The organism is Oceanobacillus sp. M65, from assembly GCF_052246275.1.
Lineage (GTDB): Bacteria > Bacillota > Bacilli > Bacillales > Amphibacillaceae > Oceanobacillus_B > Oceanobacillus_B jordanicus.
In genome coordinates, this window is the sequence record NZ_JBQQCJ010000002.1 from 100,730 (window position 1) to 117,502 (window position 16,773).

A 16,773-nucleotide genomic window follows, 5' to 3' on the forward strand; every position below is an offset into this window, starting at 1 on the left:
AGTTTAGGAACTCTGTTACCAGTTTTTTCTTTTTATTTACTATATTGACTAGTTTCAGTTGTTTATTCATTTTTTGCTCTCCTCGTCCATATAATGTAACAGTTTGGTGTTGGGTGAGGGTGATGATGATTGCTTGAAGTATATTTTGAGTCAGATAAAGAAGTAATCCGATTCTGTGAACTGCTTTTTCGCTACAATAAGGGAATCGAGTTACACTGGAAAACCAATAAAGATTGGGGGAATCATATATTATTTGAAAAAGAGATAAAGTCAAATGAACTATTTGATGCCATTTCGAAGGCGATGGTTGAAGTATTTGTTACCCACCGTTTAACAGCAATGATAAACGCCATTATTGAAGAATATTATTATTATACAAACCAAGATGAAATGGAAAAAATACTTGAATTAACACAATGGATATTTGCAGGGGAAGACGAGGACAGTCGCCGTGTCAGAAAAGACAAAGATCCTAGGCAACTCTTAATGTCGCTTTTTATGGCAAATATAAAAAATACGCCTACGGTACACTATGATTCTATTGTAAAGTTTCGTTTAAACGTTTTTAAAGACAAGCTAGTTCATTATGTAGGATTGGCAATAGATGAGTTCAAACGGGAAGAGGACCATCAAGAATTTGTTTATTTACTCCGTGAATACATTGCAAAAAAAGAGCCTAGCTTTAAAATTATTCATATTTTACAAGGCGATCCCTTTTCCTTTTTTAAGCAGAATGGAAAAAGGTTGTCTAAAATGGAATTACACTTGCTCATGCAAAAGGAACCGTTATATATTGTTGGGCTTGATGAGGATGAACTTAATTTGGCACCGCTTGTAGCCATGGCTCCAGAGAAAATTAAAATTTATGGAGATCATCCATCAGAGCCAAAAACACTAACAGTTATTAATGTTTTTCAGGAAAGAGTAGACTTTGAACCATACAATAATTTTCCTTTTGCCTTCTACTTAAACAATCGCCAAAAATAGGGCTTGCATTTCTGTATAGCAACAGATATAATACTGATTATAAATTATCTCAACTTAAAGGTTTTGAGAAGGACATGATTTGTTGAACTGAGTTAGTACAGAGATGGGAGCCTTGGCTGTAAGCTTCCTCTATACCATCAACTAATTACCCCCTTTGAACCCTGCTGTGGAAATGAAGTAAATAGCAGCGTATGATCTGCGTTAAAGATGTTATAAAGCCGTAATAAATTGTTGCGGAAACTTGGGTGGAACCACGACGTGTCAGCGCTCGTCCCTTTGCAAATTAGCAGAGGGATGGGCGCTTTTTAATTGTAGAGAAGGAGTGAGCAGAAATGTCGGAAGCAGTAACCATTATTTTTCCTGACGGAGCTGAAAAACAGTTTCCAGCAGGATCAACAGGAGAAGATATTGCAAGTTCTATCTCCAGTGGACTAAAAAAGCAAGCAGTTGCAATTAAACTGGATGGTGAACTAGTTGATTTAAAACGTGAGCTTTATCACGGTGGCAAAATAGAAATCGTCACCTATAAAAATGATGAAGGTATTGAAGTAATGCGCCATTCTACAGCTCATTTGATGGCACAAGCAATCAAGCGCTTGTATGGTGACGTTAATTTTGGAGTAGGTCCAGTGATTGAAGAGGGATTCTATTATGATATCGAAATGGATCAATCTGTAACACCAGAAGACTTACCAAAAATCGAAAAAGAAATGAAGCGTATTGTGGATGAAAGCTTAGAAATTAAAAGGATAGAAGTATCCCGTAACGAAGCAAAGGAAATGTTTAAGGACGATCACCTCAAGCAAGAATTAATTGATGCCATTCCTGAAGAGGAACAAGTGACAATCTATAAACAAGGTGAATTCTTTGATCTTTGTCGCGGTATTCACGTTCCATCTACGAATAAAATAAAGGCATTTAAATTGTTAAGCATCTCTGGGGCATATTGGCGTGGAGATAGTAATAATCAACAACTACAACGTATCTACGGAACAGCTTTTGAAAAGCAAAGCCAAGTGGATGAGTATTTGCGCATTTTGGAAGAACGTAAAGAACGAGACCACCGTAAATTAGGCAAAGAGCTTGAGATATTTACTGTCTCACAAAAAGTTGGACAAGGGCTGCCTCTGTGGCTTCCAAAGGGTGCTACTATTCGCCGTAACATTGAACGTTATATTGTAGACCTTGAGGAACGCTTAGGTTATGACCATGTATACACCCCAGTACTGGGTAGTGTCGACCTATATAAAACAAGTGGCCACTGGGATCATTACCAGGATGACATGTTCCCTGTAATGGAAATGGATAACGAAGAATTAGTTCTTCGTCCTATGAACTGTCCACATCATATGATGGTGTATAAAAACCAACTATATAGTTACCGTAACTTACCTGTAAGGATTGCAGAGCTTGGAACGATGCATCGTTACGAAATGTCAGGAGCTCTAGCTGGCTTACAGCGTGTCCGTGCGATGACATTGAATGATGCTCATATTTTTGCACGTCCTGATCAATTGAAGGATGAATTTATCCGGGTAGTAGAGTTAGTACAAAAAGTATATGAAGACTTTGGTATCGAAGATTATTATTTCCGTCTATCCTATCGTGACCCAGAGGATAAAGAGAAGTATGTAGATAACGATGCAATGTGGGAAAAAGCACAAGCCATGCTGAAAGAAACAATGGAAGAAATGAATGTAGAGTATGTAGAAGCTGAAGGAGAAGCAGCATTTTACGGACCAAAGCTTGATGTTCAGGTGAAAACGGCTCTCGGCAAAGATGAAACACTTTCCACAGTTCAATTGGACTTCCATCTGCCAGAACAATTTGATCTAACTTATATTGGGGAAGATGGAAAAGAGCACCGACCAGTGGTTATTCACCGAGGTGTTGTTTCTACAATGGAACGCTTTGTTGCATTCTTAATTGAGGAATACAAAGGAGCATTCCCAACCTGGTTAGCTCCCGTTCAAGTAAAAGTGATTCCTGTATCTCCACAAGTCCATCTGGAATATGCCAAAAAAGTGGCCGACGACCTCCGTTTAGAAGGGGTGCGTGTATCCCTTGATGAAAGAGACGAGAAAATTGGGTACAAAATACGGGAAGCACAAACACAGAAAATCCCATTTGCACTCGTTCTTGGTGATAATGAGATTAATGAAGATGCCGTAAATGTAAGACGCTACGGTGAAAAAGCTTCCAACACCTTATCTTTTGAGGCATTTAAACAATTAATTAAAGAAGAAATAACAAGTAAAACATTATATACAAAATAAATATCTAAAGGGTAAATCCGTTTTCAAAGGATTTACCCTTTTTAAATGGAGATATCTATGATAGAATAGATTTTGGTTAAGAACTCATTGTTGTTTACCATGTGTTGACAGCAGTATTTTTAAATGATATGATAATTAAGTTGAAAACATTATATGATCTTAAGACAAGAAGAAGCACCCGCTTCTCACCTGATCGACGCTCTATTGCAGTTGACTGGTTCCGAACTTTTTTAAACGATTGGAGACGTGTGGGTGCATTTTGTACCGACGCTTTTTTAATGTATATGATTCGCTTGTCAATAGAGATCAGAAACACGCAAAATAACTTTGGAGGTGGCTGGCTATTAGCAAAGATATGAATGTTAATGAGAAAATCCGTGCTAGGGAAGTACGTCTTATTGATTCAAACGGTGATCAGCTTGGAGTGAAATCACGCCAGGAAGCACTTGAAATCGCACAAACAAGAAACCTAGATTTAGTGTTAGTTGCACCGAATGCGAAACCGCCTGTTTGTCGGATTATGGATTACGGTAAATTCCGTTTTGAACAACAGAAGAAAGAAAAAGAAGCACGTAAGAAACAAAAAATCATTAATGTTAAAGAAGTACGCTTTACTCCAGGAATTGGCGATCATGATTTTGAAACAAAACTAAAGAACGCTAGAAAATTCCTAGAGAAGGGTGATAAGGTAAAAGCAGCAGTCCGTTTTCGTGGACGTGCTATTACCCACAAGGAGCTTGGACGTGAGGTGCTAGATCGTTTCGCTGAAGAAGTGAAAGATATTGCAACCGTTGAAACCAAGCCGAAAATGGAAGGTCGTAATATGTTTATGATGATCGCTCCAGTTAACGAAAAATAATATTTGGACAGCTTACGAGGAGGAAATAACTATGCCAAAAATGAAGTCCCATAAAGGTTCTCAAAAACGTTTTAAGAAGACTGGAACTGGAAAACTTAAACGCGCACATGCTTACACAAGCCATATGTTCGCAAACAAATCTCAAAAACAAAAACGTAAACTTCGTAAAGGTACTGTTGTATCTGCAGGAGATTTCAAACGTATCAAAACAATGCTTCCATACAAATAAGTTAAGAAGCACATACGAATAAAAAGACTACTATGAGATGTATTTTAGGAGGGAATTTATATGCCACGTGTAAAAGGTGGAACAGTAACGCGTCAACGTCGTAAACGCGTCCTTAAATTAGCAAAAGGTTATTATGGTTCAAAGAGAACGTTATTTAAAACAGCAAAACAACAAGTAATGAAATCAGGTCAGTATGCTTATCGTGACCGCAGACAGAAAAAACGTGATTTCCGTAAACTATGGATCACACGTATTAATGCTGCAGCTCGTTTGAACAACCTTTCATACAGCAAATTAATGTACGGTTTAAAAGTTGCTGGTATTGATATCAACCGTAAAATGCTTTCAGATCTTGCTATTAATGATGAGCAAGCATTCGCTCAATTAGCAGAAAAAGCTAAACAAGCTGTTAAGTAAAAAACGTTTAGGTACATCCGTTTCTAGTGGAGCTAAGTCTCCATCTGATTCGGCCCTAAATGGTAGAAGGCCAAATCTTTTATTTTATAAGAGATCTGGTCTTTTTTACACTTTAGGAAAGTATAAAATTCCAGCAAGGAAGCAAAGTCGATGCAGTTGAAATTTTGAGGTTCCAAGTATAAGAAAAACGTACACATTTGCTAAAGGACGAGCGAATGTGAGTTTTTCTAAAATAGCATAATACATAGTCTATCATTTAAAATTATCAAGTAGTTACAAGAAGGAAGGTATTCCAATGGACGAGTTGAATGGATTGCTGCTATATCTTCTAGGCGTTAATATCATTGCATTTATTATGATGGGTTTAGATAAGCAAAAAGCAAAAAAGAGACAATACCGTATACCCGAAAGGACGTTCTGGCTTTTAGCGATTGTTGGTGGAGCTCTAGGGGCGATTATTGGAATGCAACGATATAGACACAAAACCAAGCATAAAACATTTGTATGGGGTATGCCTATCTTGCTATTAGTCAATATAGCTTCCGTTGTGTATCTGCTTTATTCCATTTAAAACTTTACATAACGCTCTATTAGGGCATAATCCGACAATGACCATCATATAATGAGGTGAGGAGGTGGGCAAAGAGGCTTGAGCAGGCTCTGAAGCGAGGAGGTTTGTTATGGAGCTGTTTGGAAATTACCTGATGGCGTTTATTGAAACAGGAGGATTTTTGGCACCGTTGTTATTCATCAGCTTTCACTTATTAAGGCCGTTATTTTTCCTTCCAGTTGTTTTCATTTGTATCTCCGGAGGGGTGCTGTTTGGTGCGGTTGCTGGCAGTGTTTATTCATTAATTGGTATTACGTTATCCAGTATTATGTTCTACTATGTAATTCGTTGGATGCCCGGAACGTTTAACAAATTAGTCCGTGTCAAACATAAATTAATCGGAAAGCAGACCTCGTTCACACCATCTCAAATTGCATTACTTAGGCTTGTGCCATTTATCCATTTTCACTTACTTTCCCTATGTTTAATGGAAATTTCAGCTGGCTTTAAGGATTATACAAAGTCTGCACTTATTACCAACATTCCATTAGCCTTTGTTTACACATCCATTGGTCAATGGATTTCTAATTTAACCCCACTTCATATCTTCATTTTCCTAATGGCTCTGCTTCCTTTATTATACTTATTGAGACGAAAAGAGATAATAATTAAATGGAATGAATTCTTCCACCCAGCGACATAATTTAATGAATAAACCACTCATCTGATGATGAGTGGTTTTTAGTTTGTTTTATAATATTTACTCAATGCTTGTAAGAAGCAGCTGATTTATTGGATGCTTCCATTCAATACTTGCATATGGATATCGCATTAAAATTTCTTTCTCCATAAAATAAAGATCATCTCTCGTAAGCCCTCTTAGTTCAAGGGGATCTCGTACCGTAACATGGATGTTCACTACTTCAAATGCATCCTCGGTTGTACCTAAATACTTTTCTCCTTCAAATAAACAACCTTTATAGACAAACTGCACATTTTTTTTACTGTTATTTGGTTCGTCAAGAAAGAAAAATTCATTTGCTACCTTGGCCAGACGCAGCCGCCGTGAAGGATTGCGATAGTATTGTATTAATGTATAAACGAGGAGTACCAGTGCGATGATAACGAGTACGCGAAATAGAATCACAATCATAAAGATACACGTCTCCCTGCAGATTAATACTCGTTATACGTATACCAAGGGAGGAAGGTTTCACTTTTTGTCTAAAAAATAATTTCATGACTTTAATAATGTCTTGTTTAATATTAAAGGTCCAATCATGTTAAAATGAAATGATTGTAATGTTGATTAAGAAAAGAAGAACAAGTGCATCGCTATCGCGCACACATATTGTAGCTAGATGGAAATAGGGGAGAGGTTGATTTCATGACATATACATTAAAAGTAAAATTAGTTGATGAGGAAGCAACATTACCATTCCGCGCAAATGAAGGGGATGCTGGGATGGATTTATTCTCAATTGAAGAAAAAACAATTAAAGCAGGCGAGTCAGCTTTAGTAAGAACGGGAATTCAAATTGAGTTACCACAAGGAACAGAGGCACAGGTAAGACCTAGAAGTGGGTTAGCGTTAAAGCACTCTGTTACGGTTCTGAATAGTCCCGGAACAATTGATGAGGGGTATCGGGGGGAGATAAAAGTAATCTTAATTAACCATGGGAAAGAAGATTTCCAGGTTTTGAAACAAATGCGAATTGCCCAAATGGTTGTCGCGCCTGTCGCACAAATAAATCTTGTTGAAACAGTCATTATGTCTGAAACTGCTAGAGATAAAGGGGGATTTGGTTCCTCTGGAAAATAAATGAGGATGCCTTTTCAAAACTACGTTTCTGTTTTGTTATTTTTCAAAAAACGGTTATACTGTAAGGGAACATTATATTATAGGAGGTACTGGTACATATATGGCAAAACTAGATGAAACATTAACAATGCTGAAGGATTTAACTGACGCTAAAGGGATTTCTGGGAATGAAAAAGAAGCAAGAGAGGTAATGCATAAATATATCTCTCCATATGCAGATGAGGTGTATACCGATAATCTAGGGAGTTTAATTGCTAAAAAAGCTGGCGATGAAAATGGACCAAGCATTATGGTTGCAGGTCATTTGGATGAGATTGGCTTTATGGTAACACGGATCGATGAGAAAGGCTTCGTTTATTTTCAAACCATTGGCGGATGGTGGAACCAAGTTATGCTCGCACAACGTGTAACGATTATGGGAACTAAAGGAGATGTAACTGGTGTAATTGGTTCAAAACCACCACATATTCTCTCTGCAGAAGCACGTAAGAAACCTGTAGATATCAAGGATATGTTTATTGATATTGGCGCTTCTAGTAAGGAAGAGGCAAAAGAATTTGGTGTAAAACCTGGAGATTCTATTGTCCCTTATTTTGAGTTTACCCAAATGAATAATGAGAAGTTGCTAATGGCAAAAGCTTGGGATAATCGTATCGGATGTGCTATCGCAATAGAAGTGTTAAAACAGTTAAAAGATACAGATCACCCTAACGTTGTATATGGAGTGGGAACTGTTCAGGAAGAAGTCGGACTGCGTGGTGCTAAGACAGCTGCACATACGATAAAGCCAGATATTGGTTTTGGTGTTGATGTAGGAATTGCTGGAGATATGCCAGGTGTATCAGACAAAGATGCTGACAGTAAGCTAGGAGAAGGCCCACAGATTGTTTTATACGATGCTTCTATGATATCTCACAAAGGAGTTAGAGATCTTGTATTAGCAACTGCTGATGAGAACAACATTCCTTATCAGTACACTTCTATCGCGGCTGGTGGTACGGACTCAGGTTCTATTCATTTAACTGCAAATGGTGTACCGTCATTATCTATCACGGTAGCTACTCGCTATATACATTCTCATGCAGCAATTTTGCATCGTGATGATTTTGAAAATGCTGTGAAGATCATTGTAGAAACCATTAAAAAACTGGACGCAGATACAGTAAAAGACATTGTACTAAGTTAAGCAGGGATAAGGAAATACCTTGCATAGACTAAAGAGTATAGAATAAAGAAACGCCGAACGAGATTTGAGCTCTAAAAGAGTTACAATAACGTTCGGCGTTTATATGTCCACATTTTTTTGTGAAATTATGCTAAGTAGCTGTTCATAACCTTTGTTACATAATTTTGTGTTTCTTTAAATGGTGGAATGCCTTGATGTTTGTCAACATTACCTGGACCAGCATTATAGGCAGCAAGTGCCAATTCCATATTTCCGTTATATCGACTAAGCATCTGACTTAAGTATTTTGCTCCACCTTCTATGTTTTGCTGTGCGTCAAATGGATTTGTTACTCCAAGCCCTCTAGCTGTAGCGGGCATCAGTTGCATTAGACCTTGGGCACCAGCAGTACTACGTGCGTTTTGGTTATAATTGGATTCATTTTTAATAACCGCATGTATAAGTTTTTCATCCAAGCCATACTTTGTCGCTGCTTCTTGTACATATGTATTATATTGTGAAGTAGCACCAGTTGCCTCTGTTGTGAAAGACGGTGACGGGCTGGATTGTATTGCAGTATAAAGAGTATTCATATTTGAAACATTTTTATTTAAATCAGCACTCTGAGTTGTTGCTTGGTTTATTCTTTCCTGCAGCATTTGTTTAAATGCTAATTCCATCATGGGGGAACCATTAGAGTAAGGACTTGAGCCAGAAGATGAAGTCAACGTAGCCATTGCCTGATATTGAATCATTTGTTGTAACTCACTTATCTCCATAGTAACTGCCCCCTTTCTCTTTTAAAATAGCTTACAGGATTATTTTACTATAATCTATCTATTATGCAATATAAATTTAAACTGGAATAATAGACTTACCTGCTTCTTCAAGTAAGTTTTTATAAAAAGGATCTTCTCCGATACAGACAATTCGATCACATAATGAAATAATTTCATCCATATCATGGGAAGTGTAAATGATAATTTTGCCTTCATCTTTAGCTAATCGTTGTAAATAGGTGCCGATCTCTTTGCGCGATTTAAGATCTATACCTACTGTAGGCTCGTCAAGCAACAGTAGATCCGGATCATGAATTAAACTGATTGCAATGTTTAATTTACGCTTCATTCCACCAGACAAGGACTTAACTGGGTCCTTCCATCTATCGAGCTTCATATTCAAACAGAGTTGTTTTAGCTGGGTTTTAGTTCTATTGCTCCAAGCCAGCTTTTCAAAAAAGACCATATTTTCCTCTACGGTAAATTCATCCCATAAGGCTATTTCTTGGGGGACAAACCCAATCTGTTTCCGAAGTTTCTTTTTATCTTCAAAATTTCGTTCATACAGTGAAAGGCTACCAATAGTGGGTTTTTGCAAGGTGGCAAGGATCTGCAGCAGAGTAGATTTCCCTGCACCGTTTTCCCCAACCAATCCGATGACTTCTCCTGGGTTAACGTTGAAACTAATGTCTTGTAATACTTTTCGCGTTCCGTAATTTTTTGATAGGTTATGCACCTTTAACATTTCTCTTCTCCTTTCGCACAAACCATATTGCAATTAGGATAACCAATAATATATTCCATCCATATCCAATTTCTTTAGAAAGAAAGGGTGCTAGTGGATTTCCTAATTGTAGCCATGGATAGCGACTTATTAATCCTTCAGTCGGAAGAATCGCACCACTTATAATGGCGATCAAAAGTGTGAGCACAAACGAGAAACCATAATAGATGGGTAATTTATTAATCCATATGGCTAGTAAAAAAGCCCCCATTAAAATGGTAAGTCGAAAGGAGAGGACTGCAAAAATGAGTTCCAGCGTTACAGCTTCCCCCAATGATTTGTAAAATACTGCAATTGTTACGGTGTCTACAATGATAAATAACAGGACATAGACCACAGCATTACGCAGTAGATAGGATTTAAGTGCTATTCGCATAAAGAAAAAACGTGGCGATAAGCTCTTGCGTCGTTCCCGTATAATCCAATCCATTACCATAAAGGTCGAAAGGATTGAAAAAATGGCCCATAATCCCCAGGGATTAAATAAAACAAATCGGTTTGCATCCTCTTCAGTTTGCGCGTTTAAAAAAGTAAAGGAAGTCTGTAGTAAGTTTTCTTCTGCTTCTACTGCCTTACTTTTGTCCACAATTTCTTCCCATGTCCAATTTCCCCCTGTATTTGCATATTGTTCACTAAGTTCCTGAATAGTGAGCACTGCTTTCGTTCTACCGTTATCCTGCTGGACGTAGGACATCACCATTTCCGCAATAGGAGAGTAAGCAAAGGATAGGTCTGAACGATAACTCTTGATCAGACGGTTTCTACTTCCTTTTTTTATTTGTTCCTCATAGCCTTCCCGTATGATAAATACACTATCAAGCTGGTGTTGTTCCAGCTGAGTTAAAGCTTCATCTTCAGATAGTTGTTCAACTCGAATGATAGGCGTCTGTTTGATAGAATCAACCAAGTCCAATGCCATAGGGGTGGTCTCTTCTACGACAATTCCTACTGGGACTTTGCTATCTTGTTGTAGAGAATTTGTTAACCCCATAATGGCCAGAGTCGCAATAATAGGAAATAGGAGCCAAAAAAGAAGCGATCCCCAATGCTTTTTTAAATGGATGAAGCGTGTTTGAAGAATTGCTTTCATTCCTGAATTCGCTCCTTTCCAATAGCTGTCCCTATAAAAATAAGAGTAGTAGCAATCGTTAGAAGCAAGAGTGGAATATAGTCAACAAATACTCTGTTATTTAAAACAATTTCTTGCACCCAATGGTGTGCCTCCACAGAGGGAACATAGTCTATAAATTTTTGGATGACGACTGGAAAATAAATTGTCGGAATAAGTGCACCACTTATTAGAAGGTAAACACCGCTTAATATACTTTGGGTTAGCATACGTAATTTTTGCGAGAAAATTATTATTTCTACCATCCCGAGAGCAAAGAGAAATTGAGTACTATAAAGCATGCTAAGCAGTAAGACCCGTCCATAGTCTTCTATCGTCATATCCCAATCAAGTAATGAATGGAAAAGAAAAAGGGCAATTGCGGAAAATAACGTAGCTACTATAAGCGTAACGCTCATTTTGGCAAATGTCTGCTGTAACTCGGTAACACCATATAATTTCATCCGCTGCTTAAGTCGCACAGTGTCTTCCTTAGATAAAAAGTTATAAATAACAAAAAGCCATAATGTTACAAAAGTAAACCAAAAAGACAAGCTATAATAATTCAGTGGGTTAGATGTAGCCGCATTGCTAATTTCACTTTCATTTACTATTCTGTCTTTTCCGATTGTGTAGAAAAAGTATTCCTTGAATTGTTCAAAGAGTAGATCGCTTCTTGTTTCACTATCTATATCCAACTGCTTCGCATAATAATTAATAGTCAGAATATTAGCCTGTGAAGCACGTATGTGTCGTGTCACGCTTTCAATTAACTCTCTTACTAATTGGCTTTGTGCCGGTTGTGTTGGATTACCTACGATTGGAAACTCTACTGATCGACCTTGATAGAGGTCTTCTGTAAACCCTTTTGGGATGACTAGATAAGCACTCAAGCTGTCATCTTCTATTCGTTCAATCGCTTGCTGCTCTTCCATCCCTCTAAGTTCGAGGAAAGAGCTCAGCGGGGTCTCTTCAATTAATTGACTCACGAGTTGTGTTTCTTCCGATTGGTCTTGATCAACGATCCCGACTTGAACAGGGGCATGCTCATCGTTAATAAAAAACTGAAGTATAATAAATAGCACAAGACCTGTTAATAAGATCGGAAAAAGCAAAAGAAGAGGAAGTGAGAGCCACTTCCTCCTAAACTGTAATACATTATTTTTAACAAATAATCTTACATTCCTCATGAAATGCATTCTAGCACTTCCATTTCTTTAAAGATTAAAAGCCTGCTCCTCCGTAAAGAAGGTTTGAAACCCATTGCTGAAATTGTGGTGTTACCTCAGTATTGAAGTATTGTGACAATTCATCCATGCTCATACTTCCTATGTCTTTCACGTTGTCCTCGTTTGGTAGCTCGACACTATCAATTGTTTTCCCTTCAACAGCAGCATGTAAGGCGAACATGTCTTGACTCATATCTGGCGTGTTCACAGAGAAGGAATGTTCAGAAGTCATTTGGTCACCTTCATAATTTGCATTTCCAGACCAGATCAAGCTTCCTTCACCATTCATTGGATCTTCAAACGAGAATGTCCGCTCAAACTCACGCGCGGTCCCATCAAGGGTTTCTTCTCCATTATAAGAAAGAACCGTATCAGCGAAGGTTAATGCTAGTGAATCAGTTGCTTGATTATCTTTCCAAGAAAGGTCACCTGTTAAGTTCATTGTACCCTCGGTATACCCATCGTCATAACTAAAATCATAGTTAAAGGATTGATTTGCATCTTCGAGTAGTTGCGAACCTTTTACAGCCAAGGAAACGGTATCCTCATTTTCTGTTGAACCTAATTTTACAGAAAAATCTCGCTGGGCAATTAAATCATCTTTGACCCAAATTGTAGAATTTAACCCATCTGGGATGCTTACTTTATCTATTTCATTAATTCCTTCTTCTAAACCAGTTTCAAAATCGGCAATAAATTGGTCGGCATCAGGTGACATTGCTGTACCACCAAACTGTTGTAAAGCCATTTGCTCACGAATCATTTCTTTCAGTTTTTCATCGTCTTTCATTTTCTCTAATGTCTTGACAATAAGGTCCTTAACCTGATCTTCAGAAAGATGAAGACTAAGTTTCTCTGTGTCTAAAGATTGATCTTGAACCTTGATAGATTCTTCCGTTTGTTCAAATGCATCTTCAGGTAACTCATCAAAAATCATCTTTCCATATTCTTCTTTAAAGTACTCTAAATCTTCCGAGTTTGTTCCTTCAAATAATTGTTCTAGATTCATAGATTCCTCACCTGTGAAGGTTTCCGGGTCTACTTCTTTTAATAAAGGTCCAAGGTCTTCATCTTTTAGTTGTAATATTTCATTGATGAATGGTAGGCCAAGAAGAATCTTCTCTGCTGTCACGTGGAATTGAACCCCATCTATCTCCATTTCACCGAATGATGCAGCTAGTTCTGTGGATATTTGTTTTTCTTCCATGTCAGCAGCAGTTGTTAAGGTGATAGTAGAGTTATTAATGATCTGGCTAGGATCCAATCCCATTCCGTATCCCATCCCACCGTTTGGGTCATTATATTCAGCTGATAACTCAACTGTTGACTCTGTAGGATTTTCTTCTGATGTTTCTAACCACTCCATCTCTGGTTGATATCGATCTTCAAATTTATCACCTATGTAATCAAGTGAGTTTTTCTCTGCTAAAAAATACTGAGCCTTAGCCGAATTTTCTAATAATACAAAGGCAGCTACACTACCTCCTATCACCAAAACTGCGGCAACAATGATTGCAATAAGTCCTTTGGATACTCCTTTCTTTTTCTCTGGAGTATTGTTTACAGTTTCATCCATTATCTTGCTCCTCTCCTTTGTCCTTTATCATTATTATATATGCTTAGAGTAAAAATACATAACGACAAAGTATCTTCATTCTTTTTATCAGATTAAAAAAATATAGTCAAATGGTTTCACAAAGGTAGGTAAATAGATTGTCATATCAAGGGTTATAATACTTTGACTTCAAGATAATTATAGGGGTAATTAGACCTTGTTTTATTACAAATAGTGGAAATATAATTGGTAATTTCAAGAAATTGTATCGATGTGCATAGGTCTTTTTCTTTATTTTAAAAAAATAGATGCGAATCGCATCTATTTTAGTATCGGTCTATTTATTTTCTTAAATGACCAAACGTTCTTAGTTCTTCGTTTAGCACCGAGCGCCAAAAACGTAAACTTACTTACCTTTTTGCACTTTTATTAACTAGCAGTTTCCTTTTTGACACCTTGTTCAAGGGCGTCGATCATTTCTTGTTTTTCTTGTTCATCTGATGCTTTCCAAATTAATTCAAATAGCACGCCCAAACCCGGTAGCATTTTTTCTTCTCCATCCTGGATTGCATCCACAATGGTTGCTTCTAATTGAGATTGGTCATTAGTCGCGATATTTGTTAGTATTGCTTTCCGTAAATTTAAATCCATTTCTTTTCACCTCTTTTAGAAAATTAAAGCTAGGGATAGTTTGACCCGGAAGTAAAATAATATGTATGATAATAAAAATGGATTTAATTGATACAAGGACTATTAATGCAAACTAATATTACTCAGATGTTTTAACCGATTTTAATTTTAATATGAAGGATGAAAAGTCTATGATTACCTCAGCAAAAAACGAAAAAATAAAAGCGTTACGTAAGCTACATAAAAAGAAGGAAAGAACGGAAACAGGAACCTTTCTAGTTGAAGGCAATCACTTGGTAGAAGAAGCATGGAAAAGCAATTATACTATTTTGGAGGTTATTGCCCAGGAGGATATTCAGCTTCCGAAATGGTGTGAAGAAATACCAGTAAGTTTTGTAACAGAACAAGTATTTCAGCATGTATCCCAAACGAAGTCTCCTCAAGGTATTGCTGCAATTGTAAAAATGAAAGAAGCAATAGTCGATTTAGATAATCATCTGTTGTTAATTGACGCTATTCAGGATCCTGGAAATTTAGGAACAATGATTCGTACTGCAGATGCCGCTGGATTTGGTGGAATCATCCTTGGTTCAGGTACCGTTGATCTTTACAATGATAAAGTGGTTAGATCGACGCAAGGATCTCTATTCCATATTCCTATTAAAGCAGCTCCTTTAGATACAGAAATAGAGCAATTAAAGCGGAACGGGTATACAATTTGGGCAACTGCTTTACAAAATGCGCATAATTTCAGTGAAACTAACAGGAATAGTAAGGTTGCACTTATTTTAGGAAATGAAGGTGCTGGCGTGCAACAAGTTTTACAGGAAGAGGCAGATACTGTGGTCAAAATTCCCATATACGGGGAAGCAGAATCTCTTAATGTCAGCATTGCAGCAGGAATTTTAATGTACTATATTAAAGGATAATGTTGCACAAGTAATTTAAATTGCATATAATAAGTGTATTCTTAATAGAAAAGCGAAGAAAGAGACAGATAACATGATCATGTGGGAAAGGGAAAAAATGCCTAGACTGAAAGCATTTTTACCATAACGACTGTTATTATTTCACTCTGGAGCTGACACCGGGACCCTGTTTTATACTACAGGTAAAGGTGATCCGGAACATTCCGTTATCATGTTAGAGCTGGATGCATTTTGTACGTTAATGCGTCAATTAGGGTGGTACCGCGAATTTATAGCCTCGTCCCTTTTCTGGGATGGGGCTTTTTGTATTCTTTTTTAAACGATTCACTTCTCATTGTTGCGTAGAGCAGATTAAAAAAGAAGGATCTTTTAATTAAGAACCATGCGGCATTTACAAAGATAGAAGGAGGTAAAACAGTATGAAGGAACAATTGGAAACAATTAAACAAGAAGCACTTGGTAGGATTGTGAGTGCAGATGAATTAAAAGAGTTACAGGACATTAAGGTTGCCTACCTTGGAAAAAAAGGTTCTTTAACCGGTGTATTACGCGGAATGGGTAAACTATCAAAGGAAGAGCGTCCAATTATTGGGGAATTAGCAAATGAGGTACGCGAAACAATTACGACAGCCCTTGAAGAAAAGGGGCAAAAACTTGAAGAGCTCGCACTTGAAAAACAGCTGGAGGAAGAAGCAATAGATGTCACCTTGCCAGGTCGTCCAGTTAATGTTGGGGGAGAACACCTTCTAACAAAAATTGTAGAAGAAATTGAAGATTTATTTATTGGGATGGGTTATGAAGTAAGAGAAGGTCCAGAGGTGGAAACAGACTATTATAACTTTGAAGCATTAAATTTACCTAAAGGCCATCCAGCAAGAGACATGCAGGATACATTTTACGTAACAAACGAATTATTAATGCGAACACATACTTCTCCTGTGCAGGCAAGGACGATGAAGGAATTTGACGGAGATCAGTCGGTCAAAATGATTTGTCCTGGAAAAGTTTACAGAAGAGATACAGATGACGCAACACACTCCCATCAGTTTACACAGATAGAAGGGCTTTATGTAGGGAAAGACGTCCGCATGAGTGATTTAAAAGGAACATTGGATCAGTTTGCGAAGAAGATGTTTGGGAAAGATCGGGAAATCCGCTTACGCCCTAGCTTCTTCCCATTTACAGAACCATCTGTTGAGATGGATATTTCTTGTAAGGTATGTAATGGTCAGGGGTGCTCTGTATGTAAGGGCACAGGCTGGATTGAAATTCTCGGTGCAGGTATGATACATCCAAATGTGTTGGAAATGGCCGGGTATGATCCGAAAGTATACACTGGTTTTGCCTTTGGGATGGGTCCAGAACGAATTGCCATGCTGAAATATGGTGTGAATGATATTAGACAGTTCTATACAAATGATAAACGATTTTTGAAACAGTACCATAACGCGTAA

At 37.6% G+C, this 16,773-nt stretch carries 18 protein-coding genes and 1 other annotated feature; of the genes, 11 read left to right on the plus strand and 7 right to left on the minus strand.

The features are described from left to right. Positions 1 to 129: 129 nt before the first annotated feature. The 7 genes from ytxC (at position 130) to ACTWPF_RS08070 (ending at position 6,021) form a co-directional block, all read left to right on the plus strand. The gene (gene ytxC / locus ACTWPF_RS08040; RefSeq protein ID WP_106897118.1) at positions 130 to 987 is read left to right on the plus strand and encodes a putative sporulation protein YtxC; all 858 of its coding nucleotides are present in this window, start codon (positions 130 to 132) and stop codon (positions 985 to 987) included. Between the two features lie 332 nt (positions 988 to 1,319). Beyond that, a complete protein-coding gene (gene thrS, locus ACTWPF_RS08045) occupies positions 1,320 to 3,263 on the plus strand; it encodes a threonine--tRNA ligase (RefSeq protein ID WP_443148917.1) in 1,944 nt (647 codons plus the stop codon). Positions 3,264 to 3,423: 160 nt separating this feature from the next. After that, positions 3,424 to 3,546, plus strand: a sequence feature (ribosomal protein L20 leader region). Positions 3,547 to 3,618: 72 nt separating this feature from the next. Beyond that, entirely contained in the window at positions 3,619 to 4,122 is a 504-nt protein-coding gene (infC, locus tag ACTWPF_RS08050) for a translation initiation factor IF-3 (RefSeq protein ID WP_036572171.1), read from the plus strand. Positions 4,123 to 4,153: 31 nt separating this feature from the next. Further along, positions 4,154 to 4,351: a 50S ribosomal protein L35 gene (gene rpmI, locus ACTWPF_RS08055; RefSeq protein WP_106897116.1), complete on the plus strand. Its 198-nt coding sequence runs from the start codon at positions 4,154 to 4,156 to the stop codon at positions 4,349 to 4,351. Positions 4,352 to 4,411: 60 nt separating this feature from the next. Next, entirely contained in the window at positions 4,412 to 4,768 is a 357-nt protein-coding gene (gene rplT, locus ACTWPF_RS08060) for a 50S ribosomal protein L20 (RefSeq protein WP_106897115.1), read from the plus strand. 295 nt (positions 4,769 to 5,063) lie between these two features. Beyond that, positions 5,064 to 5,339: a DUF1294 domain-containing protein gene (locus ACTWPF_RS08065; protein ID WP_106897114.1), complete on the plus strand. Its 276-nt coding sequence runs from the start codon at positions 5,064 to 5,066 to the stop codon at positions 5,337 to 5,339. Between the two features lie 109 nt (positions 5,340 to 5,448). Continuing rightward, on the plus strand, positions 5,449 to 6,021 hold the full coding sequence (locus tag ACTWPF_RS08070) for a TVP38/TMEM64 family protein (protein ID WP_036572178.1): 573 nt from the start codon (positions 5,449 to 5,451) through the stop codon (positions 6,019 to 6,021). A gap of 57 nt (positions 6,022 to 6,078) precedes the next feature. On the opposite strand, the gene ACTWPF_RS08075 is transcribed toward ACTWPF_RS08070, so the two are convergent. Continuing rightward, complete coding sequence (locus ACTWPF_RS08075; protein ID WP_106897113.1) at positions 6,079 to 6,471, minus strand: sigma-w pathway protein ysdB; 393 nt, start codon at positions 6,469 to 6,471, stop codon at positions 6,079 to 6,081. Between the two features lie 234 nt (positions 6,472 to 6,705). Between ACTWPF_RS08075 and dut the strand changes: the two genes are divergently transcribed. Together dut and ACTWPF_RS08085 are read left to right on the plus strand one after the other, a co-directional pair. Next, positions 6,706 to 7,140, plus strand: a complete 435-nt coding sequence (dut, locus tag ACTWPF_RS08080) for a dUTP diphosphatase (RefSeq protein WP_106897112.1) — start codon at positions 6,706 to 6,708, stop codon at positions 7,138 to 7,140. A gap of 100 nt (positions 7,141 to 7,240) precedes the next feature. Further along, positions 7,241 to 8,326, plus strand: coding sequence for a M42 family metallopeptidase (locus ACTWPF_RS08085; protein ID WP_106897111.1), 1,086 nt, complete (start codon positions 7,241 to 7,243; stop codon positions 8,324 to 8,326). Positions 8,327 to 8,451: 125 nt separating this feature from the next. On the opposite strand, the gene ACTWPF_RS08090 is transcribed toward ACTWPF_RS08085, so the two are convergent. From ACTWPF_RS08090 to sspI, 6 genes are all read right to left on the minus strand, one after another. Continuing rightward, complete coding sequence (locus ACTWPF_RS08090) at positions 8,452 to 9,084, minus strand: lytic transglycosylase domain-containing protein (protein ID WP_443148918.1); 633 nt, start codon at positions 9,082 to 9,084, stop codon at positions 8,452 to 8,454. A gap of 76 nt (positions 9,085 to 9,160) precedes the next feature. After that, positions 9,161 to 9,829, minus strand: a complete 669-nt coding sequence (locus tag ACTWPF_RS08095; RefSeq protein ID WP_106897109.1) for an ABC transporter ATP-binding protein — start codon at positions 9,827 to 9,829, stop codon at positions 9,161 to 9,163. Beyond that, positions 9,813 to 10,958: an ABC transporter permease gene (locus ACTWPF_RS08100; RefSeq protein WP_443148919.1), complete on the minus strand. Its 1,146-nt coding sequence runs from the start codon at positions 10,956 to 10,958 to the stop codon at positions 9,813 to 9,815. Before ACTWPF_RS08100 ends, ACTWPF_RS08095 begins: the two co-directional genes overlap by 17 nt. Then, complete coding sequence (locus ACTWPF_RS08105; RefSeq protein WP_443148920.1) at positions 10,955 to 12,166, minus strand: ABC transporter permease; 1,212 nt, start codon at positions 12,164 to 12,166, stop codon at positions 10,955 to 10,957. Before ACTWPF_RS08105 ends, ACTWPF_RS08100 begins: the two co-directional genes overlap by 4 nt. A gap of 34 nt (positions 12,167 to 12,200) precedes the next feature. Continuing rightward, positions 12,201 to 13,781: a hypothetical protein gene (locus tag ACTWPF_RS08110; RefSeq protein WP_443148921.1), complete on the minus strand. Its 1,581-nt coding sequence runs from the start codon at positions 13,779 to 13,781 to the stop codon at positions 12,201 to 12,203. A gap of 408 nt (positions 13,782 to 14,189) precedes the next feature. Next, the gene (sspI, locus tag ACTWPF_RS08115) at positions 14,190 to 14,411 is read right to left on the minus strand and encodes a small acid-soluble spore protein SspI (protein WP_106897105.1); all 222 of its coding nucleotides are present in this window, start codon (positions 14,409 to 14,411) and stop codon (positions 14,190 to 14,192) included. Between the two features lie 170 nt (positions 14,412 to 14,581). On the opposite strand from sspI, the gene ACTWPF_RS08120 reads away from it, so the two are divergent. Both ACTWPF_RS08120 and pheS read left to right on the plus strand, forming a co-directional pair. Further along, positions 14,582 to 15,319, plus strand: a complete 738-nt coding sequence (locus tag ACTWPF_RS08120; protein WP_443148922.1) for a TrmH family RNA methyltransferase — start codon at positions 14,582 to 14,584, stop codon at positions 15,317 to 15,319. Between the two features lie 419 nt (positions 15,320 to 15,738). Continuing rightward, positions 15,739 to 16,773, plus strand: coding sequence for a phenylalanine--tRNA ligase subunit alpha (pheS, locus tag ACTWPF_RS08125; RefSeq protein WP_443148923.1), 1,035 nt, complete (start codon positions 15,739 to 15,741; stop codon positions 16,771 to 16,773).